The sequence below is a fragment of the Rhodoferax sp. P2_H8_2 genome (assembly GCF_056403235.1).
Window position 1 is genome coordinate 152,881 of the sequence record NZ_JBFUFW010000002.1, and the last position, 24,880, is coordinate 177,760.

Consider the following 24,880-nt stretch of genomic DNA (forward strand, 5'->3'; position numbering starts at 1 on the left):
ATGCGTGGATAGCTATATTTCTGATAGCAATTCACTGGATATGCCGGTTAGTTCGCAACCGGCATATCGGACCTAATCGGGCTACACTGTTTCGATGAACCTGTCGCCCCCACACCTTGCATTGGAACTACCCCAGATGCAGGTGATGCTCGACGCACTGCCACTGCCCGTCATCCTCAAGGATGCCCAAAGCCGCTTTGTATTGGCCAACGCCGGCGCCCAAGCCCTGTTGAAAGTGCCCTTTGCAATGTTGAAGGGTACGCAGGGTGCTGACCTTCTGCAGGCTGACGCTCTGGAACGCAGCCTCAAATGGGACGCGGAAGCGCTGGCCGGCGACGCACCGACCAACCACACGGATGAATTCTGGAGCCCAACGCTGCAAGGGTTGCGCTGGTTCCAGATTTTTCGCCAGCGCTTGCTGGACGCACAGGGTCAGCCGGCTTATTTGCTGTGTGCAATGCTGGACAAAACCATCGAGCACCATGTGCAGACGCAAATGGATGCTGAACGCGGCATGCTGGAGATGCTGATAGGCAACGCTACGCTGACCACGGTGATGGACACATTTGTGCGCAACTACGAGCGCAGTTTTCCAGGCGCGATGTGCTCGGTGCAGCTGCTGGACGAAGATGGCGTGCATTTGCGCCACGGCGCAGCGCCCAGCCTGCCCGCTGCCTTCAATGCGGCGGTTGACGGAGCAGCCATTGGGGTGGGCGTGGGCTCTTGCGGCACGGCGGCCTTTGTGGGGAAGGATGCGTTGGTCAGCGATATCCGTACCGACCCGCTCTGGGCCGACTACCGCGACCTGGCGGCTGAACACGGATTGGTAGCGTGTTGGTCGGTACCTATACTCTCGCCCAAGGGACGGGTCGTGGGCACCTTTGCCACCTACTATGCCCAGCCCCGCACGCCGACGCCGCAAGAGCTGGACGCCTTGCGCCGTGGCGCCTACGTCGTCGGTCTGGCGATGGAGCACCAGCGAACCGATGCCCAATTGCGTGCGGGCCAGGCATCGCTGCGCGAATCGGCTCTGCGTACACGTGCCATTCTTGACAATATGGCCGATGGAGTGGTGACCTTCGATGCGACCGGCACCATCGAATCCTTCAACAAGGCCGCCAGCACCATGTTTGGCTACCCGGCCGTGGCGGTCATCGGCAGCGACATTGCTACCCTGACACCGCCCACGCGCCATGCCGAATATGCGCCCATGCTCCGGCAAATGGTCAGCTTGGACACGCTCGGGGCCGAAAGCCTGCAGCTTGAATTTGAAGGCCTGCGGCGCAATGGCACGGTATTTCCCATGGCGGTGTCCGTCTCGCGCTTGGCCGGCGAGGGCCGGGTACTGGGCATCGGCATACTGCGCGACATTACCCAGAGCCGCCAGAACGACGAGGAAATCCGTCGATTGGCCTTTTACGACCCGTTGACGGAACTGCCCAATCGCCGCCTGCTGATGGACCGGCTCAAGCAGGCACTTGCCACATCGACCCGCAATGGCACCCATGGTGCAGTGATGTTTCTGGACCTGGACCATTTCAAGCAACTTAACGACACGCTGGGCCACGAGATGGGCGACGTGCTGCTGCGTGAAGTAGCGCGCCGCCTGAAAGCCTGTGTGCGCGAAGTGGACAGCGTAGCCCGGCTGGGCGGTGATGAATTTGTGGTGCTGATGGAGGCCATGAGCGACGATCCCCAAGAAGCGGCCATGCAGGCCGAGGCCATCGCTCTGAAGGTTCTGGCCTCGCTGGGGCAGCCATATGCATTGGGAGAACATAGTCACACCAGCACACCCAGCATCGGCATCGTGGTGTTTCTGGCCCAAGAGCATTCGCTGGAGGATCTGCTGAGGAAAGCGGACGTGGCGATGTACCAGGCCAAGACCGCCGGGCGCAACACGGTACGCTTTTTTGATCCCATCACCCAAGCGGCGATTGACGCTCAGGCGGAGCTGGAGCGCGACATGCGCCGCGGCCTGGATGCACAAGAATTTTTGCTGCACTACCAGCCCCAGGTCAATGGCCGTGGCGTTACCGTGGGCAACGAGGCATTGGTGCGCTGGAAGCACCATCGCCGAGGTATGGTGCAACCTGCCGAATTCATTCCTCTTGCAGAGAGTACCGGCCTCATCTTGCCACTGGGGCAATGGGTACTGGAGACGGCCTGCCAGCAGTTGGTGGTGTGGTCGACGGATCCATCCACCACGCGCTGGACCTTGTCGGTGAATGTCAGCGCCCTTCAATTTGCACAGCCCGATTTTGTCAACCTGGTCCAGTTGGCGCTTGAAAAAACCGGAGCCAACCCACTGCGCCTGAAGCTCGAATTGACGGAGAGCATGCTGGTCAAGGATCTGGAGGACATCATCGAAAAGATGCGCGCCATCAAGAGTTTCGGCGTCGGCTTTTCGCTGGACGACTTTGGCACTGGCTACTCGTCGCTCACTTACCTCAAGCACTTGCCGCTGGACCAACTCAAAGTGGACCAGTCATTTGTGCGGGATGTACTCACCGACCCTAGCGATGCGGTGATTGCGCGCACGGTCGTCGCACTGGGCCACAGCCTGGGCCTCACCGTCATCGCCGAAGGCGTGGAAACCGCCGAGCAAGCCGAATTTCTAGCCGGCATCGGTTGCGATGCGTTTCAGGGCTACTACTTTGGCCGCCCTGGTGTAGCCGCAGGGTCTGCGGCACCTGTAACCGTTACTGGCGCGCTGTCCTGATATTGCCCGGCAGCGCTTGCGGGTAGCTAGTGCGGAAGGGGTTGATGTCCAGACCACCGCGGCGCGTGTAGCGCGCGTAGACGGTGAGCTTGGTGGGTTTGCAGCGCGTCCAGATGTCCATGAAGATGCGCTCCACGCATTGCTCATGGAACTCGTTGTGGTTGCGAAAGCTCACCAAATACTGCAACAGGCCTTCTTGCACGATGGCCGCGCCGGTGTAGCTGATCTGCACGCTACCCCAATCGGGCTGGCCGGTCACCAGGCAATTGCTCTTGAGCAAATTGCTAACCAGCACCTCGCTGACGGCGCCTTCGTCAGGCACGGTCTGCAGCAGCTCTGGTGCAGGCTGGTACTGCGTGCATTCCACATCGAGCCGGTCCAGGTTGAGGCCGTCCAACTCAAAGATGGGTTCACGGTCAAACCACTCTGCCGCCGTCAGGCGCACGCCTATCGACGCCTGCACCACGCCGCCACGCCATACGGCTTCATTCAGGTCGGTGCGCAGCCGGGCCAGCACTTCGGCCGCATCGGCAAAGCGGGTGTTGTTGAAGCTGTTCAGGTACAGCTTGAACGATTTACTCTCGATGATGTTGACCGACTCGCACGGCACGGTGATATGCGCCAGCGCAACTTGCGGCTTACCTCGCGTGTTCAGCCAGCTCAGTTCGAACGCTGTCCACATGTCGGCGCCAAAGAATGGAGCGGCGCCGGTGATACCGATTTCGGCGCGCTTGCCTGCGCGCGGTATCGGAAACAGCAGCGATCCGTCGTACTGGTCGATATAGGCAGAGGCCTTGCCGAGCTGGCTTTGTTCCGGCGTGTTCTTTTCAGGCGTGTTCATTGTGGGCCTTCAGGTGCGGAATCAGCTCGGCCAGCATTTGCGCAACCGGCTGCGGCGGCAGGTCGTGGCCCATGCCTTCAATGCCGACCAGCTTCGCGCCCTTGATGCGTTTGGCCGTGTCTTCGCCGCAGGGGTAAGGCACCAGCGGGTCGGCCAGGCCGTGCAGCACCAGCGTTGGGCTGGTCACGCGCGCGAGCTGTGCCGCGCGCGTGATGTCGGAGACGATGGCCAACATCTGGCGCAATGTACCTATCGGATAGAAACTGCGCTGCATGCCCGCCAGAATGCGCTCGCGCAGTGCGGCCTCAGGCATCGGGAACGCTGGGCTGCCGATCACGCGGAACAGCTTCAGGTAATGCGCCACCACGCCTTCGGGCGTTGCGCTCATGGGCCGTCCCAGCAAGACTTTCAGCACGGCAGGCTTGGCATTGGGCAAGCCCTTGGCGCCGCTGCTGCTCATGATGCTGGTCAGACTCAAGACGCGGGCGGGTGCCGCAATCGCAATGCGTTGCGCAATCATGCCGCCCATGCTGACGCCAACCACGTGCGCCTTGTCAATCTTAAAAGCGTCCAGCACACTCAATGCGTCAGCCGCCATGTCGGCGACGGAATACGGCGCTTTGGGCGTGAAGCCCAGCTTCAGTTTCAGCGTCGCCAACACCAAGTTGGGCTTGCCCAGATGGTCCAGATGGCTGGACAGGCCGATGTCGCGGTTGTCGAGCCGGATCACGCGGTAACCAGCATCCAACAGGGGCTGCACAAAATACGGCGGCCAGGCGATCAGTTGCATGCCCAGGCCCATCACCAGCAGCACGACCGGGCGCCTGGCGTGCGCCGCGTCTGCTCCTATGGCCGAATCTTCGACCTCGATATCCAATCCGTTTGCTCTGATTTTCATAGCTGCTTACGCTCATTTTTCGGGCGCTTCAGGCCCATATGGTTGGAATTTTGGTTTAAATTTTACGGCGGAACACCAAACGCTCAACGCTGGACGACTTGGCGTGGAAGCGGTAGCCATCCAGATCGAAATCCTTCAACTGCTCGGGGGTCTCCAGTTGCTGCGTGATCGCAAAGCGCGCCAGCAGGCCACGCGCCCGCTTGGCGAAAAAGCTGATGGTCTTGTAGCCGCCGTTCTTGTAGTCCAGAAAGGCACATTCGATGACCTGGGCTTTGAGCTTTTTGGTATTGACCGCGCCAAAGTACTCCTGCGATGCGCAGTTGATGACGATGCCAGAGCCGTCTGCCTTCACACGCTTGTTCAGGTACTTCGCCACCTCTTCGTCCCAGAACTTGTAAAGCGTATTGCCGCGGGCATTGGGCAGGCTCGTGCCCATCTCCAGGCGATACGGTTGCATCAGGTCCAAAGGGCGCAACACGCCGTACAGGCCGCTCAACATGCAGACATGCTCTTGCGCCCAGGCGAAATCGTCCGCGCTCAGACTGTAGGCATCCAGGCCGCCGTAGACATCGCCATCAAAGGCCAGCAGCGCGGGTCGCGCGTTCTTAACCGTCGCGCGGGATGACCAGGCCTTGTAGCGCGCCACATTCAGCGCGGAAAGGTTGTCACTCAGGTCCATCAACTCGGAAATCTGCGGCGGCGTGTAGCCGCGCAAAACGTCAATCAGTTCCTTGCTGTGTTTGACGAAAAGTGGCGGTGTGGGGGGTAGCGCAGCCAGTGCGGCCGGTGCGGGGGTCTCGTAATCCAGGGACTTGGCGGGAGAAAGCAAAAAGAGCATGCGCGCATTATCCGGATAATGACCAGCATCACACTGGGCCACCGCGATGATTGATCTCAACTACAGCCAAACCCCTTCCAACAAAGGCGCCCTGCTGGCTTCACTCCTGGCCCGCCGCCCGGCGCTGGCTGCGCCCGACAAGCTCAACGTGAAGTTTCACGCCATATGGACCAGCGCGCGAGTAGACCCAAAAACGCTGCGTGACTACATCGCGCTCACAGAAGGCGAGACTGGCCCAGTCTGTATCCCGAACGCCCCCGCGCCCTACTACGCGTTTGCGCTCCCGCTGTTGTATGTGCACGCGATGGCAATGCCGCTGCATATGGCCATCATGGCCCACGAGAGTTTCCCAATCCGGCTGCTGGGCCTGGTGCACTGGGCCAACCAGACCGAATCGCTGCAGCCCATTGCGCCCGGCGAGGCGCTGGACTTTGAGTGCACGCTGGATGGCATCACCGCCAACGAACGCGGCCAGATGTTCGAGATCCACACCATCGTGCGCGTCAAAGGCGAAATAGCTTGGCGCGAGATCAGCACCTTTCTGGCACCCGCCAAGCAAAAGAAATCCGCCAAGGGTGCCCACGCTGCAAGCGCTGATGAACCCGCATGGGGCACCCCCATCGCAGAGTGGTCCGTCGCTGCCAACGCAGGCCGCCTATTCGCCGGCCCCAGCGGCGACTGGAACCCCATCCACATCAGCGCTTTCACCGCCAAACTGTTCGGCTACCCGCGTGCGATTGCGCATGGCCTGTTCAGCGCGGCGCGCTGCCTGTCGCTGTTGCAGGCCGGTCAGCCGCAGAGCCTTCCAGTCAGGCTGGATTTGCGTTTCAAACGGCCTTTGCTGATACCTGGCAGCGTGGCACTGCATACGGCCGCCGCCGATGGCGCAACTCAGTTTGTGCTGCGCGTGCAGCCCGGCGGTGAGCCGCATATCGAGGGGCGCTTGACGCGCTAAGACTACGGCTTGAAGTCGCTGTATTCCCAGGACCAGGGCATACGGGTCATCCCTAACACCAGCTCCGCAATGCGCGGGTAGATTCGCTCGGCGCGCACATCGTTGGACAGCATCACCACACAGCGTTTGCCCGCCTCCAGGCACAGCACCATATTGGCCGTGCCATCGTCGTGCCCACCCTTGAACCACGCGGGGCCGCTGGTGTCGCGGAAAGTCACGACACCTAGACCCGCCGCCAACCCGACCTCCGCATTGCGCGGTTCGGTGTCTGTTGACAGCGTGGGGAACTGGTGTTTGGAGGTGATCGCGAGCCCCGGCTTCACCATCTCGGCCCGCCCGGCGGCGCTCAGTCCATCACCACGCACAATCGCAGCCCACAGCCGCGCCTGATCGGCAATAGTCGTATCCATAGACCCCGCCGCGCGCGCACGGCCGCGCTGGCTGTGGGGCACGACGGCGCCATGGATGTCATAGCCTTCGGCATAGTTTTGTGCAAAGCGTGACTCCCACCGCATGCTGGTGTTTTGCAGGCCAAACGGCGTGAAGATGCGGGCCTGCATCTCACCGCCGGTGTCCAAGCCCGTACGCCGCTCCACAATGAACTGCAACAGGTTGATGCCTTCGCCCGAATAGAGATAACGGCTGCCCGGGTCGGCATGGAAACGCAACTTCTTGTCGGGCTCCAGCCAGCGAAAATTGGCAAACCCGGCGGAATGCGTCAACAGGACGCGCGGCGTGAGCCGTTTCCAACGTGCGTCCGCAGCCAGATCGGCATACGCCTCGTACTCCGGCAAGGCCTGCGGTAACAGCTCGGACACTGGTGTATCCAAGCCCAACTTGCCCTGGTCTTGCAGTTGCAGCACCCAATACGCAAACGCCGCCTTGGTCAGCGAAGCGCCGTACATCACGGTGTCTTGTGTGAGCGGCAAAGCCTTTGCAACATCCCGCTGTCCGTAGGACGCCACATGTACCACCTGACCGCCCTCAATGACGGCCAGCGCCATGCCCACCACGCCTTGCGCCTGCATCAGGGCCTTGGCGTGGGCGTCCAATGCCGCGAATTCACGGGGCTGTGCCATCGCACAAGCCGCCACCAGCCAGATAGCGAACAGCCCTAGGACAACTCGCATGCGTTTCATAGCCGCCTACTTGGGTTTTGTCTGACGCTCGTATTTGCGCCAGTACTGGAATTCGTCTTCGTGGACTTCGATATCAATCTCGGAAATGCGCGCCTGCAAACGCTCCTGCACCTCGGCCACGGCTTGGTTGTAGATCAATGGGCCGATTTCCTCGATGAAAAAGCCCAGCAGCGCGCCCGCCGCCAGATTGCCGATGCGCTCATCCATGTTCTGCTGGAAGTAGCGCTCTATCGAGGCCACAGCCTCTTTCTTGGATTCTTTGGAGAGTTCAATCGCCATGTCGGCTCCTCACTCAATTCCTGGGGATGGCGTAAGTACCGGTCGCATGGGCCACCATGTCAGGGTTGCCCTCGGAATACAGAGAAACCTCTCCAATCGCCAGCGTCTTGCCCAGCTTGATTAGCTTGCATTCGGCAATGATGTCGCGGTCCGATGCAGGCTTGCGCAAAAAGTTGATATTCAGGCTCGTCGTGACGGTCAGCGGCACGATGCCGATTTCACCGAGGATGGCCACATACAGCGCCACATCGGCCGAGGTCATCAACACCGGGCCGGACACCGTGCCACCCGGGCGCAGCTCGGCGTCACCCACCGGATAGCGGATCACACAGCCCATATTGCCCACGCTCTCAACGGTGCATTTGCTCTGCGGAAACGAGGCTTTGAGGAATTCGGCGATCTGTTCTTTGTTGGCCATGGTCAAAAAAAGGAAAGTAGAGGGCTGGTCAACCAAAGCATCGCAGCAATGGGCCAAGCGGGAGCCTGCGAGCCGATTTTATGAGCGCAGCGAATCATGAGGCCCGCGAGCTTCCGACAGGCCCATTGCGGAGCGCAAATCAAACGACAGGCTGGCCCCGGTAAAATCACAGGTTCCCCCGAAGAAATACCCATGTCTGACACTGCATCCACTCCTATCGAACAACCCGGCCTGCTGGCCCTCTCCAAGTCCTTCGAGCCGCACGCGCTGGAAATGCATTGGGGCCCCGAGTGGGAGAAGCGTGGCTACGGCGTCGCCGGTTTCCGCGGTACGCAGGTCGCCAACGCGGCCGCGCAGGCCTTTGCGATCCAGTTGCCGCCGCCGAATGTGACCGGCACGCTGCATATGGGCCACGCCTTCAACCAGACGATCATGGACAGCCTGACCCGCTACCACCGCATGGCTGGTTTCAACACCGCCTGGGTGCCAGGCACCGACCACGCCGGTATTGCGACGCAAATCGTTGTAGAACGCCAGTTGCAAGAGCAAAAGGTCAGCCGCCACGACCTGGGCCGTGAAAAGTTCCTCGGCAAGGTCTGGGAATGGAAAGAAAAGAGCGGCAACATCATCACCCAGCAGATGCGCCGCATGGGCGCGTCGGTGGACTGGAGCCGCGAATACTTCACGATGGACGACAAGCTGTCCAAGACCGTGACCGAAACCTTTGTGCAGCTCTATGAGCAAGGCCTGATCTACCGCGGCAAGCGCCTGGTGAACTGGGACCCGGTGCTGCAAAGCGCGGTCAGCGATCTGGAAGTCGAAAGCGAAGAGCGCAACGGCTTCATGTGGCACATCGAATACCCATTCAGCGACGGCCCACAAACCGCCGCTGACGGCACGCCGATGCGCGGCATGCACATCGCCACCACCCGCCCAGAGACCATGCTGGCCGACGGCGCGCTAGCGGTGCACCCGGAAGACGAGCGCTACAAGCACTTGGTCGGCAAATTCGTTGACCTGCCTTTGTGCGACCGCAAGATCCCGATCATTGCCGACGACTTTGTCGACAAGGAATTCGGATCGGGCTGCGTCAAGATCACCGGCGCCCACGACTTCAACGATTACGCCTGCGCGCTGCGCCACGACCTGCCGCTGATCACCATCTTTACGCTGGACGCGAAGATCAACGACAACGGTCCCGCGCAATACCGCGGCCTGGACCGTTACGACTGCCGCAAGGCCGTGCTGAAAGACCTGGAAGAACAAGGCTTCCTGCAAAAGGCCGTGCCGCACAAGAACATGGTGCCGATCTGCGCGCGCACCGGCCAAGTGGTCGAGCCTATGCTGACCGACCAGTGGTTTGTGGCCGTGAATAAGGTTGCAGAAGGCGACGCCACCGGCAAGTCGATCGCGCAAAAAGCCATCGACGCAGTGCATTCCGGCGACGTCAAGTTCGTGCCCGAGAACTGGGTCAACACCTATGACCAATGGATGAACAACATCCAGGACTGGTGCATCAGCCGCCAACTCTGGTGGGGCCACCAGATTCCGGCCTGGTACGACGAAGACGGCAAGGTGATCGTTGCACGCAATGAAGCCGAGGCGCAAGCCAAAGCGCCGGGCAAGACACTGCGCCGCGATGCCGATGTGCTGGACACCTGGTACTCCTCGGCTCTCGTGCCTTTCTCCACCATGGGCTGGCCTGAAAAGAGCGAAGACATCGATCTGTATTTGCCATCGACCGTGTTGGTGACGGGCTACGAAATCATCTTCTTCTGGGTCGCCCGGATGATCATGATGACCACGCACTTCACTGGGCGCGTGCCGTTCAAGCATGTCTACATCCACGGCATGGTGCGCGACTCTGAGGGCAAGAAAATGTCCAAGTCTGAGGGCAACGTGATTGACCCGGTGGACCTGATGGACGGCGTCGACATCGAGACGCTGGTGCACAAGTCGACCATCGGCCTGCGCAAGCCTGAGACCGCGCCCAAGGTAGCGGCGCGCGTGCGCAAGGAATTCCCGAACGGCATGCCCGCCTATGGCGCCGACGCACTACGCTTCACGATGGCCAGCTACGCGAGCCTGGGCCGCAACATCAACTTCGACACCAAGCGCTGCGAGGGCTATCGCAACTTCTGCAACAAGCTGTGGAACGCCACCCGCTTTGTGCTGATGAACTGCGAAGGCCAGGACTGCGGGCTCAATGAGCACACGAAAGAAGAGTGCGCTGTTGGTGGATCAGCCCACGGCTACCTGGACTTCAGCGCCGCCGACCGCTGGATCGTGTCGCTGTTGCAAAAGACTGAGTTGGAGGTGGCCAAGGCCTTTGCCGACTACCGCCTGGACAACGTCGCCAACACGATTTACCAGTTCGTCTGGGACGAGTTCTGCGACTGGTACCTGGAAATCGCCAAGGTGCAAATCCAGTCCGGCAGCGCAGCGCAACAACGCGCTACCCGCCGCACCCTGATCCGCACGCTGGAAACCATCCTCCGCCTGCTGCACCCGATCACGCCCTTCATCACCGAAGAGCTGTGGCAAAAGGTCGCGCCGGTCGCTGGCCGCGCAGGCCCATCGATCAGCATCGCCGCCTACCCGGTGGCCCAGCCCGAGCGCATCGACGAAGTCGCCATGGCCCATGTCGCCAAGCTGAAGCTGTTGGTGGACTCCTGCCGCAATCTGCGCGGCGAGATGGGCGTGTCGCCCGCAACGCGTTTGCCGCTGTATGTGGTCGCGCAGAGCGCCGCTGAAGGTGAATTCATCACCGCATCGGCCCCGGTGCTGCAAGCCCTGGCCAAGCTCAACGCAGTCAAGCTGTTCGCCGACGAAGCCGCATGGCAAGCCGCTGCGCAATCGGCGCCAGTCGCTGTCGTTGGCGAAGCCCGCATCTGCCTGCACATGGAAGTCGATGTGGCCGCAGAAAAGATTCGCCTGGGCAAGGAAGTGGCGCGTCTGGAAGAACAAATCGTTCGAGCCAATGCCAAGCTGAGCAATGAAGCCTTTGTTGCGAAGGCGCCGCCTCAAGTACTGGAGCAAGAGCGCAAGCGAGTTGCAGAGTTCGGCGACACGCTGGCAAAAGTCAAAGAGCAACTAGCTCGATTGGCCTAAAAAGCGACCTCGAGCCAAAGGCTCGGGGCAAGCGTTTTGCGCAGGTAAAGGGGGAGCCCGAAGGGCGGAGGACACGGAGCAAAACGCTTGCCCCGAGCCTCCGGCGGGCGACCGAAGCGCCGTGGCAATAGAAGCAGTATTAGCGACGACGCAAAACGTGCAAGTACTCTGTGCCGACGGTCTGCTGATCGAGCAATTCATTGCCAGTCTGCTTCGCAAACGCCTGAAAATCCCGAACCGACCCGGCGTCCGTGGAAACGACCTTGAGCGTCTGACCACTGCGCATGTCCGACAGGGCTTTCTTGGCCTTCAAAATGGGCAACGGGCAATTCAGACCGCGGGTGTCAATTTCTTTGTCGATCTGCATGGTGGGCTTTCTGGCGTGTGTGCCAATTCTATTCCGCCGATTGCTCGGCAGGCTTGCGCCAAATGGGATCAATGAACTGCGGCTCGTGCCCACGCGAGCGCAGGAACTCGGCCAACGCATAGCCGGTGCCTGCGGGCCAGCACTTCACATCTTCCATTGCGTACAGCCGGTAGTCCGCCAGCTCCGGGCTCAGCGACACCGTGCCATGGCACACCGCGTGGTAGGCAATGATCACCTGGTTCATCCGCTGAAAGTCATAGACGCCCAGCAGCTTCAGTGCACTGGTGCTGAGTGAGGTTTCTTCTTCAATCTCGCGCGCTATGCCGCCTTCCGGTGTCTCGCCCGCCTCCATGAAGCCGGTGATCAGCGCATACATCTTGCCCGGCCAAGCCGCGTTGCGGGCCAGCAGAATCTTGTCTTCGTATTCAATGACCGCCGCCAGAACGGGCGTAGGGTTGTTCCAGTGCGTGTAATCGCAAGCCGGGCAACGCAAGCGCGCCTTGTCGCCGCCGTCCTCAGTCTGCGTGATCCAGGCCAGCGGCGTGGCGCACTGCGGGCAAAACTTGAAAGCTCCGGACATAGTTACCTTTGCTATAAATTGAGTAGCTGCTCACGCACGTTCCATGCGCCTCAGAGGCCAATATCTCTGGAATTACGCTGGAAATACGCCGGTTGACAAATAGCGGTCCCCTCGGTCGCAGACGACAAAGACAATGGTCGCATCGCGCTCACGCGCTGCTATCTGCTGCGCCACCCAGCAGGCACCCGCCGCCGAGATGCCGGCAAAAATACCTTCTTCCCGGGCCAGGCGTCGGCACAATTCTTCTGCATCCGCCTGGGATACCGAGACCTGCTCGTCCACGAGCGAGGCGTCAAAAATCTTGGGCATGTATTCCTGCGGCCATTTGCGAATGCCCGGAATGCGCGAGCCTTCTGCAGGTTGCGCGCCAATGATGCGGATCGCTGGGTTCTTCTCTTTCAAAAAGCGTGCGACGCCGGTGATCGTGCCGGTCGTGCCCATCGCTGACACAAAGTGCGTGATGCGGCCGCCGGTTTGCTCCCAGATTTCGGGGCCTGTGGTTTCGTAGTGGATGCGCGGGTTGTCGGGATTGGCAAACTGGTCCAGCACGGTGCCCTTGCCTTCCTTGACCATCTGGTCGGCCAAATCACGGGCGTATTCCATGCCGCCGCTCTTGGGCGTCAGGATCAGCTCAGCGCCAAAAGCCTTCATCGTCTGCACGCGTTCGATGGACAGGTCCTCCGGCATGATCAAAACCATGCGGTAGCCCTTGATCGCAGCTGCCATCGCCAATGCGATGCCGGTATTGCCGGAGGTTGCTTCGATCAACGTATCGCCGGGCTTGATTTCGCCGCGCTCCTGCGCGCGCTGGATCATCGAGAGGGCGGGACGGTCCTTGACGGAACCGGCTGGATTGTTGCCCTCCAACTTGCCCAAAATCACGTTATTGCGTGCTGTATTTTCAGCGGCGCCAATGCGCTGCAATGCCACCAGCGGCGTCTTGCCAATGGCGTCCTCGATGGTGGGATATTTCATGGCCTTAAATGTGCCATAATTCTGGGCTCGACACATTCATCTGCCCGGGTGATGAAATTGGTAGACGTAGGGGACTCAAAATCCCCCGCCGCAAGGCGTGCCGGTTCGAGTCCGGCCCCGGGCACCAGCTAATTACTGGTAAAAAAGCACTGACTTGCTCAGTGCTTTTTTTATTTCTGCCGCACACCATCAGGTATTGAGATCCGCCCCTTGGGTTTCCGGCAGAAAGAAATACCCCACCGTCAGCGCGAGCAGCAATAGCCCTGCGGGATACACAAGGCCGGTCAGCGCACTGCCGGACTTCTCCGCAATCAACGCCACCATGTACGGCGACAAACCACCAATCCAGCCGGCCGCCAGGTTGTGTGGCAAGCCCACGGCGGTGTAGCGCGTGCGCGCTGTGAACAGCTCCGACAGCAGCGCCGTTTGCGGCCCGGTCACCAATGCCACCGCCAGCACCAGGATCAGCAACAGGCCGAAAATCACCATGGGTTGGTCAGACCACTGCTGCAAACCGAAGTAAATCGGCAGAATCGTCAAAGCCCCCAGCAGCAAGCCGGTCAGCACCACGGGCCGACGCCCGAAGCGGTCTGACAAGGCGCCACATACATAGGTCAGCGGAAACAGGCACAGCGTGGCAGGCAAAGTCACCCAACCCACCAGTTGCGGGTCCATCTTGACGACGGTTCTGAGGAAGATGGGCGCATAGACCTGTGAACTGAAGAACAACAAGCTGCCCCCGGCAGAAATGCAGAAGAACAGCAAGGCCATGCGGCCCAGCGTTTGTCGGTCTTGCAGGCAATCGCGCAAAGGCGTCACCGTCGTTGTCTTTTGCTGGCGCAGTTTTTCAAACACGGGCGACTCATGCAAGGCGAGGCGCGCGCGCACGCTAACCAGCAACAAGACCGCCGACAGCAGGAACGGAATGCGCCAGCCCCAGGCCTTGAAATCTGCTTCGCTCAGAAACGTCTGCAACAACATGATCTGGAACATCGACACCAGAATGCCAAACCCGCCCATCCACTGCAACACACTGGTCATCGCGCCGCGGCGGGCTACGGGTGCGTGCTCTGCCAAATACACATTCGCACCGCCAATCTCTCCACCCATGGCTAGGCCCTGGATCAAACGCAAAGTGATCAGCATGCCGGTAGCCACCCAGCCCCACTGCGCGTGCGTGGGCAACAAGCCCACCGCAAAGGTCGCTACGCCCATCAGCCCGATGGTGGCAATGAAGGCCTTCCTGCGGCCATAGCGGTCACCAAATGAGCCAAACAGCGCGGCGCCAAGAGGTCGCACGACCATGCCCAGCCCGAAAGTCAACAGGCTGTACAGCAGGCCCGCAACCGGATCATTGGCAGGAAAGAACAATGCAGCGAAATGGACGGCCAGCGTGGCAAACGTCAGAAAGTCGTACCACTCGATGAAAGTGCCAAAGCAGGCAGCCAGTGCGACTTTGCGGTAGGCCGCTGCCTCGGCTTCCGTTGCGGCGGGAATATGGGTTTCGGAGGAATTCATGTGCCGCCCCTGAAGATCAGGCAAACACGTCAGCCGCTGCCAGCGAGCTACCCATCGCATCCTTTGCGGACAACAGCGGGCCGCCTTCTAGCGCGGGCCACTGAATTCCGATGGCTGGGTCGTTCCACATAATGCAGCGCTCATGGGTCGGGGCGTAGTAACGGGTGGTTTTGTACAGAAATTCGGCCGTGTCTGACAACACCAAAAAGCCGTGCGCAAAGCCGGCGGGTACCCACAACTGCTGTTTGTTGTCACCCGACAAATGCACGCCAAACCATTTGCCAAAATTTGGTGATGACTTGCGCAGATCGACTGCAACGTCGAAAACCTCGCCCTGCACCACACGCACCAACTTGCCCTGTGGCTGCTCAATCTGGTAGTGCAAACCGCGCAGCACGCCGCGCGCGGACTTGGAGTGGTTGTCCTGGACAAAGGTCTCCTGGACACCGGTCTGCTCGGCAAACGCGCGCGCGTTGAAGCTTTCAAAAAAGAAGCCGCGCTGGTCCCCAAATACCTTGGGCTCGATCAGCCAGACGTCGGGCAATGAAGTCCGCACAGCTTTCATCGAAGGGCGCCTTCCTTCAGCAGACCCAACAGGTACTGGCCATATCCATTCTTGGCAAGCGGCTCTGCCAGTTTGGCCAGTTGTTCATCGCCGATAAAGCCATTGCGCCAGGCGATTTCCTCGATACAGGCAATCTTCAGGCCCTGCCTGCGCTCCAGCGTGGCGATGAATTGTCCCGCTTCCAGCAGGCTATCGTGGGTGCCCGTGTCCAGCCACGCATAGCCGCGCTGCATTATCTGCACACTCAACTGCCCTTGCTGCAGATACGCCTGGTTGACTGCAGTGATTTCCAGCTCGCCACGCGCGCTGGGTTTGACGGCCTTGGCAATGTCAACGACCTGTTGGTCGTAAAAGTACAGGCCTGTCACCGCGTAGTGGCTCTGCGGTTGGGCGGGCTTCTCTTCGATGCTGCGGGCACGGCCGTCTGCGTCGAAGGCGACTACACCATAGCGCTCCGGGTCGTGCACGTGGTACGCGAACACGCTGGCGCCAGTGGTCTGCTTATGGGCATTGGACAGCAGCGTATTCAGGTCGTGGCCATAAAAAATATTGTCGCCCAGCACCAGCGCGCTGTCGTTGTTGCCAATAAAGTCTTCGCCAATCAGGAAGGCTTGGGCCAGGCCATCGGGGCTTTCCTGCACCGCATATTGCAGATTGATGCCCCACTGGCTGCCGTCGCCCAGCAGTTGCACAAAACGCGGCGTGTCCTGTGGCGTGCTGATGATCAGGATGTCGCGCATGCCCGCCAGCATCAATGTGCTCAAGGGGTAATACACCATGGGCTTGTCATATACCGGCAGCAACTGTTTGCTGATCGCGAGCGTGGCCGGATGCAGGCGTGTGCCCGAGCCTCCGGCCAGGATGATGCCCTTGCGACTGGAGGCGTGGGTGCTAGTGGGTACGACCATAGTCAATCTCGTTCAACATGCGGTTAACGCCTGCCTGCCAGAATGGCAGTTGCAGGCCAAAGGTGGTTTGCAGCTTGGTGGAGTCCAGCCGCGAATTGTGGGGGCGCTTGGCCGGTGTGGGAAAGGCCGAGGTGGGCACTGCCTTGATATTTTTTGCTACTATTTTTATAGCTGGTTGCGCACGTTCTGCGAGGGCTACAACGTGTTTTGCATACTCATACCAAGTGATGCAACCCTCTGCAACCAGGTGGTAGATGCCAGCCAACGCCCTATCGCCATCGGCTTGGCCGGCCTTCGCGTGACGGATGGCATGGGCGGTCACATCGGCAATCAGGTCGGCGCCGGTGGGCGCACCCATTTGGTCGTCAATGACCTGAAGCGTCTCGCGCTCCTGGGCCAGGCGCAGCATGGTCTTGGCAAAGTTGCCACCGCGCGCGCCGTAGACCCAACTGGTTCTGAAGATCAGGTGACGCTCACAGCGCATAACGGCCTGTTCGCCTTCCAGTTTGGTCTGCCCATAGATGTTGAGCGGCCCGGTGGCATCCGTCTCTTTCCAGGGCTCGCCACCACTGCCGTCAAACACATAGTCGGTGCTGTAGTGCACCAGCCAGGCCCCCAGGCGCTGCGCCTCATCGGCCAGAACACTGGGTGCCAGCGCATTGAGGGTGCGGGCCAGATCGATTTCGCTTTCGGCTTTGTCTACGGCGGTATGTGCGGCTGCATTGACGATGACATCGGGGCGGACTTTGCGCACGGTCTCTGCCAGCGCCTCCAGTTGCGTCAGGTCACCACACAAGCCATCCACATTCCGGGAACTATCACGACCCAACGCCACGAGTTCTCCCAACGGAGCCAGACTGCGTTGCAGTTCCCATCCGACTTGGCCCGTGGAGCCCAACAGCAAAATCTTCATGCGCCGTATTGGGTTTGCACCCAATCGCGGTAAGAGCCGCTTTGCACATTGGCAACCCAGCCCGGGTTTGCCAAATACCAGTGCACGGTTTTGGCGATGCCGGACTCGAACGTGTCCTCTGGCTTCCAGCCCAGTTCGCGCTCGATCTTGCGTGCGTCAATCGCATAGCGGCGGTCGTGGCCCGGGCGGTCCGTCACAAACGTCATTTGCTCGGCATAGGATTTGCCATCGGCACGCGGCACGGCTGCGTCCAGCAAGCGGCAAATCGTCTTCACGATGTCGATATTGGCTTGCTCGTTCCAGCCACCCACGTTATAGGTCTCGCCAGTCTTGCCGGCTTCCAGCACACGGCGTATTGCGCTGCAATGGTCTTTGACATAAAGCCAGTCGCGAATCTGCTGGCCGTCGCCATAGATGGGCAAGGCCTTGCCCGCCAGCGCGTTGACGATCATCAGCGGAATGAGCTTTTCCGGGAAATGGAAAGGGCCGTAGTTGTTGGAGCAGTTGGTGGTCAGGACTGGCAGGCCGTAGGTATGGTGCCAAGCGCGCACCAGATGGTCACTGGCGGCCTTGCTGGCACTGTAGGGGCTGTTGGGCGCGTGGGGATTGGTTTCGGTGAACGCCGGATCACCCGGCTCCAGCGAGCCATAGACCTCGTCCGTAGACACGTGCAAAAAGCGGAACGCTGCTTTCGCGGAGGCTTCCTGCGCGACCCACCAGGTACGCACCGACTCCAATAAATGGAAGGTGCCGACCACGTTGTTTTGCACAAAGGCTTCGGGCCCGTGGATAGAGCGGTCCACGTGGGATTCCGCCGCAAAATTCACAATGGCGCGTGGTTGGTGCGTTACCAGCAACTCAGTGAGCAAGGCCTTGTCGCCAATATCGCCTTTGACGAACACATGCCGTGCATCGTCTTGCAATGACGCCAGGTTTTGCAGATTACCCGCGTAACTCAGGATGTCCAAATTGACGACGGTTTCATTCGAAGCCGCCAGCCAGTCCATTACAAAGTTGGAGCCAATGAATCCGGCTCCGCCGGTCACAAGAATGGTCATGTCTTTTTCTCGTCGGCCATGCGGCCATAGGTGTCTTCCAGCCGCACGATGTCATCCTCACCGAGGTAACTGCCCGACTGAACTTCAATAATTTCCAGCGGCACTTTGCCGGGATTGGACAGGCGATGCACCTGGCCCACCGGAATATAGGTACTCTGGTTTTCGCTCAGCAGCATCACGTTTTCGCCATTGGTCACTTCCGCCGTGCCACTCACGACGACCCAGTGCTCCGCGCGGTGGTGGTGCATTTGCAGGCTCAAGGACGCACCGGGTTTGACCACAATGCGCTTGACCTGAAAACGGTCGCCCCGGTCAATGCTGTCATACACACCCCATGGGCGCGCGACACGACGGTGGTTCTGGGCTTGTGGCACATCGCGTGCCTCCAGTTGTGCCACCACGTTCTTGACTTGCTCTGCGTGGCTGGCGTCCGCCACCAACAGCGCGTCCGCAGTGTCGATGATCAGCAAATTTTTTGTGCCCAGTGCCACGACCGGGCGGTGCGGCGCGTGAATGTAGGTGTTCTGCGCGGCAAAGGTATGTCCCTGTCCATAGACCCGGTTGCCCTCGGCATCGGCAGGAGACAGATCGGCCACCGCATTCCAGCTACCGACATCGCTCCAGGCGCACGCAAACGGCAGTACTGCCACTTTGGAAGACTTCTCCATGACCGCATAGTCAATACTGTCAGAACGGCACGCCGCAAATGCCTTGGCATCGAGCCGCCGGAAATCACCGTCTACGGCCTGCTGTGCCACTGCACGTTCGCAACTTTGCAAAATATCTGGCGCGTGCAGTTTCAGTTCCGCCAGTAAAACGGACGCCTTGCATAAAAAGATACCCGCATTCCAGTAGTGCCCACCGGCCAGCAGCAACGCTTGCGCGCGGGCTGCATCGGGCTTTTCGACAAACCGTTGCACTGCATGGGCGCCTGCAATGCCGGTGAGTGCTTCACCCTGCTGGATATAGCCATAGGCGGTACTTGGAAAGCTTGGCAGCACGCCAAACGTCACCAGATAGCCGGCTTGCGCGGCAGCGATGCCACCACGAATGGTGTGGGCGAATGCTTCTGCATCCGGTATGTGATGGTCTGCCGGCAAAAACAACAGCAATGCGTCAGGTGATGCGCTCAACGCGGCAGCCGCCATCGCCGCCGCGGTATTCCTCGCAACAGGCTCCAGCAAGATGGTGGCGGCTACCCCGGCGCTGACGGCGTTCTCCTGCACCAGAAACCGGTGCTCTTCGCTCGCCACAATCATCTGCGCCGTATTTATCAGGCCAGCCCGCGCCAGTGTCATCTGCAGCAGGCTTTTGCCCTCAACCAAAGGCACGAACTGCTTGGGCAATGCCTTGCGGGACAGAGGCCACAAGCGCGTACCACTGCCGCCGCAAAGGATGACGGGGGTAATGAGCATTGCTGGGGGGGAGGTCTCGGACATGGATGGGGGCCAGTTGGCTTAGCCCTCAAAGGTTATCACAGGCGCTACGGGCATCGGCCAAGCGGAATCCCCAAGGTAAGATGCCTGCGCAACCCGTCTTTTGCCAATGAAAACGCTTCCAAACTTGTCCCCCGATGCCACGCCACGTCCCTTTTTCTGGACCTTGGGTTGCCTGATTCTTCTGGCTTTGTTGCCTACGTTGTGGACGTCGCTGGACCTGCAGGCCGCGGCCATTTTCTCCGGCTCCGATGTAATGCTGCGTGCCGTGGAATGGCCTTGGGTTGAATGGATCAACGCCTGGATTCCCGCGGTGTTTCGTGCTGTATTGATCGTGTGCCTGCTGGCTTTGGGGCTGACGTGGTTGCTCCCAAAATACCGAGCCTGGCGCTTCGCGCTGGCTTTTGTCGTCATCGCGGGCACGCTTGGGCCAGGCGTATTGGTGAATCTCGGTTTCAAGGACAACTGGCAACGCGCGAGGCCCTATCAGGTAGTGCATTTTGGTGGCACGCAGCAGTTCACCCGTGCGGCAGTGATGACCGACCAATGTGACAACAACTGCTCTTTCGTCAGCGGCCATGTCGCTTGCGGTTTTTTCCTGGCCGGACTTGCTCTGGTCCACCGCCGCCGAGCGTTGCGGTGGACGGCCATCGGAATTGCCAGCGGGCTGGTCATCGGTTTCTCGCGAATGGCCGACAGCGCCCATTGGCTCAGTGACGTGTTGTGGGCCGGGCCCATTACGTTGGCCTGCAGCTGGGCGGTATGGAAGACCATGTTGTGGTTGAGACCCGGCGACAGCGGCGCTTGAAAACGCGCACCCAAGCAGGCACTTTGCGGCACAATGGTTTGGCGCCTTTCAACAAAGGAACCCCATGCTGTTTGCAGATGAGACACCCGACGTAGAAGAAAAGCCTGCAGGCCCCGCCTCCGCACCTTGGTGTGTTTTGCTGGTGGATGATGATGCCGAGGTGCACACCGTCACCAAACTGGCGTTGCGTGGCTTCAAATTTCAGGGCAGAGCTTTAGAACTGATAAGCGCCACATCGGGCAAGCAGGGGCTGGAGATTTTTGCCAGCCGGAATGACATCGCACTGGCAATTGTCGACGTCGTCATGGAATCCGAACACGCCGGCCTGGACCTGGTGCATGCGGTGCGCAACCAACTGGACAACCACCGCACACGGCTTGTGCTGCGCACCGGCCAGCCAGGCCAGGCGCCGGAAGATAAAGTCATCCGTGACTACGACATCGACGATTACAAGGAAAAGACCGAGCTGACGCTGCAAAAGCTGCGCACGCTGTTGTACAGCAAGCTGCGCGCGTATCGGGATCTGTGCGTGATCGAGCAGCAACGCGACGGCCTCAGCCGGGTCATGCAGGCCACCGCACATGTGCAGAACGCCAACTCCCTCACCGTGTTTGCGTCCGCCGTACTGAGCCAACTCACCTCCCTGTTGCATCTGAACCAGTCTGCGCTGTATTGCATTGTTTTACCCAAGGAAAAACACGGCAAACGTGAGTCGCGCACGCTGGCTGCCACGGGAGAGTTTGTCCAGTACCGGACCGGGCAGAGTTTGGACGACCTGCCACCTGAAGTGGCCAAGCGCTTCCATGCGGTGATGGAGGCAGGCAGTTCCCAGCATTTCGATGATGCGTATGTCATTTACTCCCCATCCGCAGAGGGCGGCGGCAATTTGCTGTACCTGAGCCACACCAGTTCGCTGGACAAAATGGACCGCCAATTGCTGGAGGTGTACACCCAAAGTGTGGCGATTACCTTTGAGAACATGAATCTGCAGGAAGACCTGCAAGAAACCCAGAAGGAGCTGGTCTATATCCTGGCCGATGCGGTCGAGGCCCGCAGCAAGGAAACGGGCGCCCATGTCAAACGGGTCGCGCTGTGCAGCGAAGTGCTTGCGCGGCTGTATGGCCTGCCGGAAGAAGACGTCACGCTGATCAAGCACGCTTCGCCGCTGCATGACATTGGAAAGGTCGCGATTCCCGATGCCATCCTGCACAAACCGGGCAAGTTGGATGCGACGGAGTGGGAGACCATGCAAAAGCATGCCCAGTTCGGACTGGATATTTTGCAGCGATCGTCACGCCCGTTGATGAAACTGGGCGCTGAGATCGCCATTTCACACCACGAACGCTGGGACGGGACTGGCTACCCCAATCGCCTGGCCGGCGACGCAATCCCGATTTCCGGGCGCATCACGGCGTTGATTGATGTATTTGACGCACTGGGCTCACGGCGCAGCTACAAGGAAGCCTGGAGCGATACATCGGTGGCCGAATTGATCTTGCAGGAGCGCGGCAAACACTTTGACCCTGCGCTGGTCGATCTGCTGATGGCGAATCTGGAAACCTTCCAGACACTGCGCGCGCAATACCCCGATGCACCTGGCACCGGCGGCCACTAAGCCAAACCGGTCAGCACCGTGGGGTAACGCAAGCGCACGCGCAGTTCCGATTTAAGCCTTTGGTTGTCCAGGCGTCGCGACTCGCTCCAGAAAGACAGCGTCATGGGCGAGAGTTCCTTTTCCGCTTGTGCCCGCGTGATGCGGAGCGGCTTGGACAGGCCTGCGATAGCTGCAACCGCATCCAGGTAGTCACCCATTTTCATTTGCGTATCGTCGCTGGCGTGGTAGATCCGCTGTTGCACACCGCGCCACAGCGCAGCGATGCAGACTCGGGCCAGATCATCGGCATGGATATGGTTGGTGTACACATCCTCAGACGCCTGCAAAACCGGCGTGCCTTTGCGCACACGCTCACGCGGGTCACCGCCCACACGGTCCGTGGCATAAATGCCTGGAATGCGCAGCATGCTGCTGCGAACCCCGCTTGACCTGCCCCACCAGCGCACCGTGCGCTCCGCGTCCACGCGGCGCAGCGCCCGTTGGGTCGCAGGTCGTACGGCACGCGTCTCCGTCACCCACTCGCCAGCACAATCGCCGTAGACACCACTGGTCGAGCCGTAGACCAATGCGGTAGGCAAGTTGCGGCCGCGCAATGCTTGCAGTAATGCACAGATACGTGGATCGGCTTGGCCCACGCCAGGCGGCGGCGCCAAGTACAGGACGCGCGTGCCCAGACCCGCCAGGCGCTTCAGCGACTTGGCATCGTCCAGGTTGCCCAACAAGGGCACCATGCCCTGCTGCCGAAGTTCTGCCCTACGCTGCGGGCTGGAGGTCAGCGCCAGCATGCGAACTCCACGCGGCAGCACTTTCGCCACGCGCATGCCCACATCCCCGCAGCCCACGATCAGCAGGCGCTCACGGCGAAATCGCGCGGGCAAGGCGCCGAGGGGGCTTTGGTTTGAGGGCAAAATCGAGGTCTGCAGTTTTTGACCCTTGAGGATACCCAAAAGATGACGTCTGCCGTCGCCAACACCGCACCTTTCAACGTGACCGTACAGCCCAGCGGGCGCAACTTCACGGTCGACGCGGGTGAGGCCATCCTGGCCGCAGGCATTCGCCAGGGTATTGGCCTGCCCTACGGCTGCAAGGATGGTGCCTGTGGCTCCTGCAAATGCCGCAAGCTCGAAGGCCAGGTGACACATGGCACCCACCAGACCAAGGCCCTTAGCCCCGACGAAGAAGCCGCAGGCTGGGTGCTGACCTGCTGCGCCATACCGCACAGCGACGTGGTACTGGAATCGCGCCAGGTCACCGAGATGGGTGCGTTGCCAATCAAGAAGTTGCCCACGCGCGTGACGACGATAGAGAAGAAGTCGCCCGATGTGGTGGCGTTGCAATTGCAGTTACCGGCGAACGACAACTTCTCATGGCGCGCCGGGCAGTACGTCGAATTTATCCTGCGCGACGGCGCACGCCGCAGTTACTCAATGGCCAACGCCCCGCACAAAGGGTCGGGCATTGAGCTGCACATCCGCCACATGCCCGGGGGGAAATTCACCGACCATGTGTTTGGCGCGATGAAGGAAAAAGAAATCCTGCGCATCGAAGGGCCTTACGGCAGCTTCTTCCTGCGCGAAGCTTCGCTGGAGCCCATCATCCTGCTGGCTTCGGGTACTGGCTTTGCACCCATCAAGGCCCTGCTGGAACACATGCAATTGCTGGAAAGCACGCGACCGGTAACGCTGTACTGGGGTGGTCGCCGACCGCACGATTTGTACATGGACGCCTGGGTGCGTGAGCAAATGGCAGTGATGCCGACGCTGCGCTATGTACCCGTGGTGTCGGACGCCTTGCCTGAAGACCACTGGACGGGCCGTACCGGCTTCGTGCATCGCGCGGTGCTGGAAGACCATATCGACTTATCCGGTCATCAGGTCTATGCTTGTGGTGCGCCTATTGTGGTCGATTCTGCACGTGCAGATTTCACTGCCAAAGCAGGCCTTCCGCCAGACGAGTTCTACGCTGATGCGTTCACGTCAGAAGCGGATAAGCACTAGCGCAGCGAAACAGTAAGGGGAAGGCATGATTGAAGCACCGAAACCCGATAACGAAGTCCAGCGCCTGCAGGCGCTGCGCAAACTGCTGATCCTTGACACGCCTCCCGAAGAACGATTCGATCGCATCGTCGCCTTCGCGGCCGAAGAGTTCGAGACCAAGATGGCCCTAGTCTCCATGCTGGACGCCGACCGCCAATGGTTCAAGGCGAAGGTTGGCATGGACGACGCCGAAACGCCGCGTGCCACTGCCTTTTGCAGTCACACCATCCTGCAGGACACGCCTTTGGTGGTGCCCGATGCCACGCTGGACGCGCGCTTCAGCGGCAACCCCAATGTGACAGGGGACGCCCATGTGCGCTTTTATGCCGGCATGCCGCTGACGCTACCCACAGGTGAAAACGTGGGTACGCTGTGCCTGGTCGACGAAAAGCCGGGCAACATGGACGCGGTGGGCTTGGCGATATTGCAGTCATTGCGCGACCTTGTCGTCGAAGAACTGGTCCGCCGCGAGCAAGAGGACCAGGAATGAGTCGCGGACTGTCCGGTATGGAAATTTTGTTGGTCGAGCCCAGCTCCATGGTGGGTGGCATCGTCATCTCCACCGCCCGGCAACTCAAATTGCCCTCGATCCGCCAGGTCGGAAACGTACGCCATGCCCAGACCCAGCTGGAGGCCCACGAATACGATGGCCTGATCGTGGCGCTTGATGACGATGGCATGGCGATTGAAATGTTGCGCCATCTGCGCGTGGGTGGCTTTCGCGGCAACCCGGCATTGCCAGTCGCCGTCGTTGCGCCACAGATGGATGCCACACTGGCCGCAGAACTGAAAACGCTGCACGTGCGGCGCATTCTGCTCAAGCCTTTCAAGGTGCGTGATCTGATCACCACCATAGAAGCACTGTTGGGTCTGGCGCCGGTGGCAGGCTCGGCGCCCCTTTAG

At 60.2% G+C, this 24,880-nt stretch carries 24 protein-coding genes and 1 tRNA gene; 9 read left to right on the forward strand and 16 right to left on the reverse strand.

Annotated features, from left to right (window positions below; all coding sequences use genetic code 11):
* Window positions 1-94: 94 nt before the first annotated feature.
* The gene (locus AC1DV6_RS03640; RefSeq protein ID WP_477975223.1) at window positions 95-2,719 is read left to right on the forward strand and encodes an EAL domain-containing protein; all 2,625 of its coding nucleotides are present in this window, start codon (window positions 95-97) and stop codon (window positions 2,717-2,719) included.
* On the opposite strand, the gene queF is transcribed toward AC1DV6_RS03640, so the two are convergent.
* Genes queF through yaaA form a run of 3 tightly spaced genes read right to left on the reverse strand, consistent with a single transcriptional unit; the run spans window position 2,700 to window position 5,296 of the window.
* On the reverse strand, window positions 2,700-3,560 hold the full coding sequence (queF, locus tag AC1DV6_RS03645; protein WP_477975225.1) for an NADPH-dependent 7-cyano-7-deazaguanine reductase QueF: 861 nt from the start codon (window positions 3,558-3,560) through the stop codon (window positions 2,700-2,702). The genes AC1DV6_RS03640 and queF overlap by 20 nt on opposite strands.
* Window positions 3,547-4,458 carry an alpha/beta fold hydrolase gene (locus AC1DV6_RS03650; RefSeq protein WP_477975227.1) on the reverse strand — a complete coding sequence of 304 codons (912 nt, stop codon included), beginning with the start codon at window positions 4,456-4,458 and terminating at the stop codon, window positions 3,547-3,549. Before AC1DV6_RS03650 ends, queF begins: the two co-directional genes overlap by 14 nt.
* 55 nt (window positions 4,459-4,513) lie before the next feature.
* Entirely contained in the window at window positions 4,514-5,296 is a 783-nt protein-coding gene (yaaA, locus tag AC1DV6_RS03655; RefSeq protein ID WP_477975229.1) for a peroxide stress protein YaaA, read from the reverse strand.
* Between the two features lie 46 nt (window positions 5,297-5,342).
* On the opposite strand from yaaA, the gene AC1DV6_RS03660 reads away from it, so the two are divergent.
* Window positions 5,343-6,251 (forward strand): MaoC family dehydratase, encoded by a 909-nt coding sequence (locus AC1DV6_RS03660; RefSeq protein ID WP_477975231.1) that lies wholly within the window; start codon window positions 5,343-5,345, stop codon window positions 6,249-6,251.
* A gap of 2 nt (window positions 6,252-6,253) precedes the next feature.
* On the opposite strand, the gene AC1DV6_RS03665 is transcribed toward AC1DV6_RS03660, so the two are convergent.
* Genes AC1DV6_RS03665 through AC1DV6_RS03675 form a run of 3 tightly spaced genes read right to left on the reverse strand, consistent with a single transcriptional unit; the run spans window position 6,254 to window position 8,087 of the window.
* The gene (locus tag AC1DV6_RS03665) at window positions 6,254-7,381 is read right to left on the reverse strand and encodes a serine hydrolase domain-containing protein (RefSeq protein ID WP_477975233.1); all 1,128 of its coding nucleotides are present in this window, start codon (window positions 7,379-7,381) and stop codon (window positions 6,254-6,256) included.
* Window positions 7,382-7,396: 15 nt separating this feature from the next.
* Window positions 7,397-7,669 (reverse strand): DUF2164 domain-containing protein, encoded by a 273-nt coding sequence (locus AC1DV6_RS03670; RefSeq protein WP_477975235.1) that lies wholly within the window; start codon window positions 7,667-7,669, stop codon window positions 7,397-7,399.
* A 13-nt stretch (window positions 7,670-7,682) separates the two neighbouring features.
* Window positions 7,683-8,087 (reverse strand): PaaI family thioesterase, encoded by a 405-nt coding sequence (locus tag AC1DV6_RS03675; RefSeq protein WP_477975237.1) that lies wholly within the window; start codon window positions 8,085-8,087, stop codon window positions 7,683-7,685.
* A gap of 192 nt (window positions 8,088-8,279) precedes the next feature.
* Here AC1DV6_RS03675 and AC1DV6_RS03680 point away from each other — a divergent pair, with 192 nt between their 5' ends.
* Window positions 8,280-11,198 (forward strand): valine--tRNA ligase, encoded by a 2,919-nt coding sequence (locus tag AC1DV6_RS03680; RefSeq protein WP_477975239.1) that lies wholly within the window; start codon window positions 8,280-8,282, stop codon window positions 11,196-11,198.
* Between the two features lie 139 nt (window positions 11,199-11,337).
* Here the strand turns inward: AC1DV6_RS03680 and AC1DV6_RS03685 are convergent, their stop codons facing one another.
* The 3 genes from AC1DV6_RS03685 to cysM form a co-directional block, all read right to left on the reverse strand.
* Window positions 11,338-11,565, reverse strand: a complete 228-nt coding sequence (locus AC1DV6_RS03685) for a sulfurtransferase TusA family protein (RefSeq protein WP_477975241.1) — start codon at window positions 11,563-11,565, stop codon at window positions 11,338-11,340.
* Between the two features lie 28 nt (window positions 11,566-11,593).
* Window positions 11,594-12,145: an NUDIX hydrolase gene (locus AC1DV6_RS03690; protein ID WP_477975243.1), complete on the reverse strand. Its 552-nt coding sequence runs from the start codon at window positions 12,143-12,145 to the stop codon at window positions 11,594-11,596.
* Window positions 12,146-12,217: 72 nt separating this feature from the next.
* Window positions 12,218-13,120, reverse strand: coding sequence for a cysteine synthase CysM (gene cysM, locus AC1DV6_RS03695; RefSeq protein WP_477975245.1), 903 nt, complete (start codon window positions 13,118-13,120; stop codon window positions 12,218-12,220).
* 42 nt (window positions 13,121-13,162) lie between these two features.
* On the opposite strand from cysM, the gene AC1DV6_RS03700 reads away from it, so the two are divergent.
* A tRNA-Leu gene (locus tag AC1DV6_RS03700) sits at window positions 13,163-13,247 on the forward strand.
* 62 nt (window positions 13,248-13,309) lie between these two features.
* Here AC1DV6_RS03700 and AC1DV6_RS03705 read toward each other — a convergent pair.
* From AC1DV6_RS03705 to AC1DV6_RS03730, 6 genes are read right to left on the reverse strand one after another with little or no spacing between them, the layout of a single operon-like run.
* Complete coding sequence (locus AC1DV6_RS03705) at window positions 13,310-14,638, reverse strand: MFS transporter (RefSeq protein WP_477975246.1); 1,329 nt, start codon at window positions 14,636-14,638, stop codon at window positions 13,310-13,312.
* A gap of 16 nt (window positions 14,639-14,654) precedes the next feature.
* Window positions 14,655-15,203: a dTDP-4-dehydrorhamnose 3,5-epimerase gene (gene rfbC / locus AC1DV6_RS03710; protein WP_477975247.1), complete on the reverse strand. Its 549-nt coding sequence runs from the start codon at window positions 15,201-15,203 to the stop codon at window positions 14,655-14,657.
* Window positions 15,200-16,111, reverse strand: coding sequence for a glucose-1-phosphate thymidylyltransferase RfbA (gene rfbA / locus AC1DV6_RS03715; protein ID WP_477975248.1), 912 nt, complete (start codon window positions 16,109-16,111; stop codon window positions 15,200-15,202). Before rfbA ends, rfbC begins: the two co-directional genes overlap by 4 nt.
* The gene (gene rfbD / locus AC1DV6_RS03720; RefSeq protein ID WP_477975249.1) at window positions 16,095-17,024 is read right to left on the reverse strand and encodes a dTDP-4-dehydrorhamnose reductase; all 930 of its coding nucleotides are present in this window, start codon (window positions 17,022-17,024) and stop codon (window positions 16,095-16,097) included. Before rfbD ends, rfbA begins: the two co-directional genes overlap by 17 nt.
* Window positions 17,021-18,082: a dTDP-glucose 4,6-dehydratase gene (gene rfbB, locus AC1DV6_RS03725; protein ID WP_477975250.1), complete on the reverse strand. Its 1,062-nt coding sequence runs from the start codon at window positions 18,080-18,082 to the stop codon at window positions 17,021-17,023. Before rfbB ends, rfbD begins: the two co-directional genes overlap by 4 nt.
* Window positions 18,079-19,497, reverse strand: a complete 1,419-nt coding sequence (locus AC1DV6_RS03730) for a mannose-1-phosphate guanylyltransferase/mannose-6-phosphate isomerase (protein WP_477975251.1) — start codon at window positions 19,495-19,497, stop codon at window positions 18,079-18,081. Before AC1DV6_RS03730 ends, rfbB begins: the two co-directional genes overlap by 4 nt.
* Before the next feature lie 130 nt (window positions 19,498-19,627).
* Between AC1DV6_RS03730 and AC1DV6_RS03735 the strand changes: the two genes are divergently transcribed.
* Together AC1DV6_RS03735 and AC1DV6_RS03740 are read left to right on the forward strand one after the other, a co-directional pair.
* A complete protein-coding gene (locus AC1DV6_RS03735) occupies window positions 19,628-20,326 on the forward strand; it encodes a phosphatase PAP2 family protein (protein ID WP_477975252.1) in 699 nt (232 codons plus the stop codon).
* A 64-nt stretch (window positions 20,327-20,390) separates the two neighbouring features.
* A complete protein-coding gene (locus AC1DV6_RS03740) occupies window positions 20,391-21,941 on the forward strand; it encodes a DUF3369 domain-containing protein (protein WP_477975254.1) in 1,551 nt (516 codons plus the stop codon).
* On the opposite strand, the gene AC1DV6_RS03745 is transcribed toward AC1DV6_RS03740, so the two are convergent.
* Window positions 21,938-22,849, reverse strand: coding sequence for an NAD-dependent epimerase/dehydratase family protein (locus AC1DV6_RS03745; RefSeq protein WP_477975256.1), 912 nt, complete (start codon window positions 22,847-22,849; stop codon window positions 21,938-21,940). The genes AC1DV6_RS03740 and AC1DV6_RS03745 overlap by 4 nt on opposite strands.
* A 42-nt stretch (window positions 22,850-22,891) precedes the next feature.
* Here AC1DV6_RS03745 and AC1DV6_RS03750 point away from each other — a divergent pair, with 42 nt between their 5' ends.
* From AC1DV6_RS03750 to AC1DV6_RS03760, 3 genes are read left to right on the forward strand one after another with little or no spacing between them, the layout of a single operon-like run.
* Window positions 22,892-23,938, forward strand: a complete 1,047-nt coding sequence (locus AC1DV6_RS03750; protein WP_477975258.1) for a CDP-6-deoxy-delta-3,4-glucoseen reductase — start codon at window positions 22,892-22,894, stop codon at window positions 23,936-23,938.
* 25 nt (window positions 23,939-23,963) lie between these two features.
* Window positions 23,964-24,467, forward strand: coding sequence for a GAF domain-containing protein (locus tag AC1DV6_RS03755; protein WP_477975260.1), 504 nt, complete (start codon window positions 23,964-23,966; stop codon window positions 24,465-24,467).
* Entirely contained in the window at window positions 24,464-24,880 is a 417-nt protein-coding gene (locus AC1DV6_RS03760; RefSeq protein WP_477975262.1) for a response regulator, read from the forward strand. Before AC1DV6_RS03755 ends, AC1DV6_RS03760 begins: the two co-directional genes overlap by 4 nt.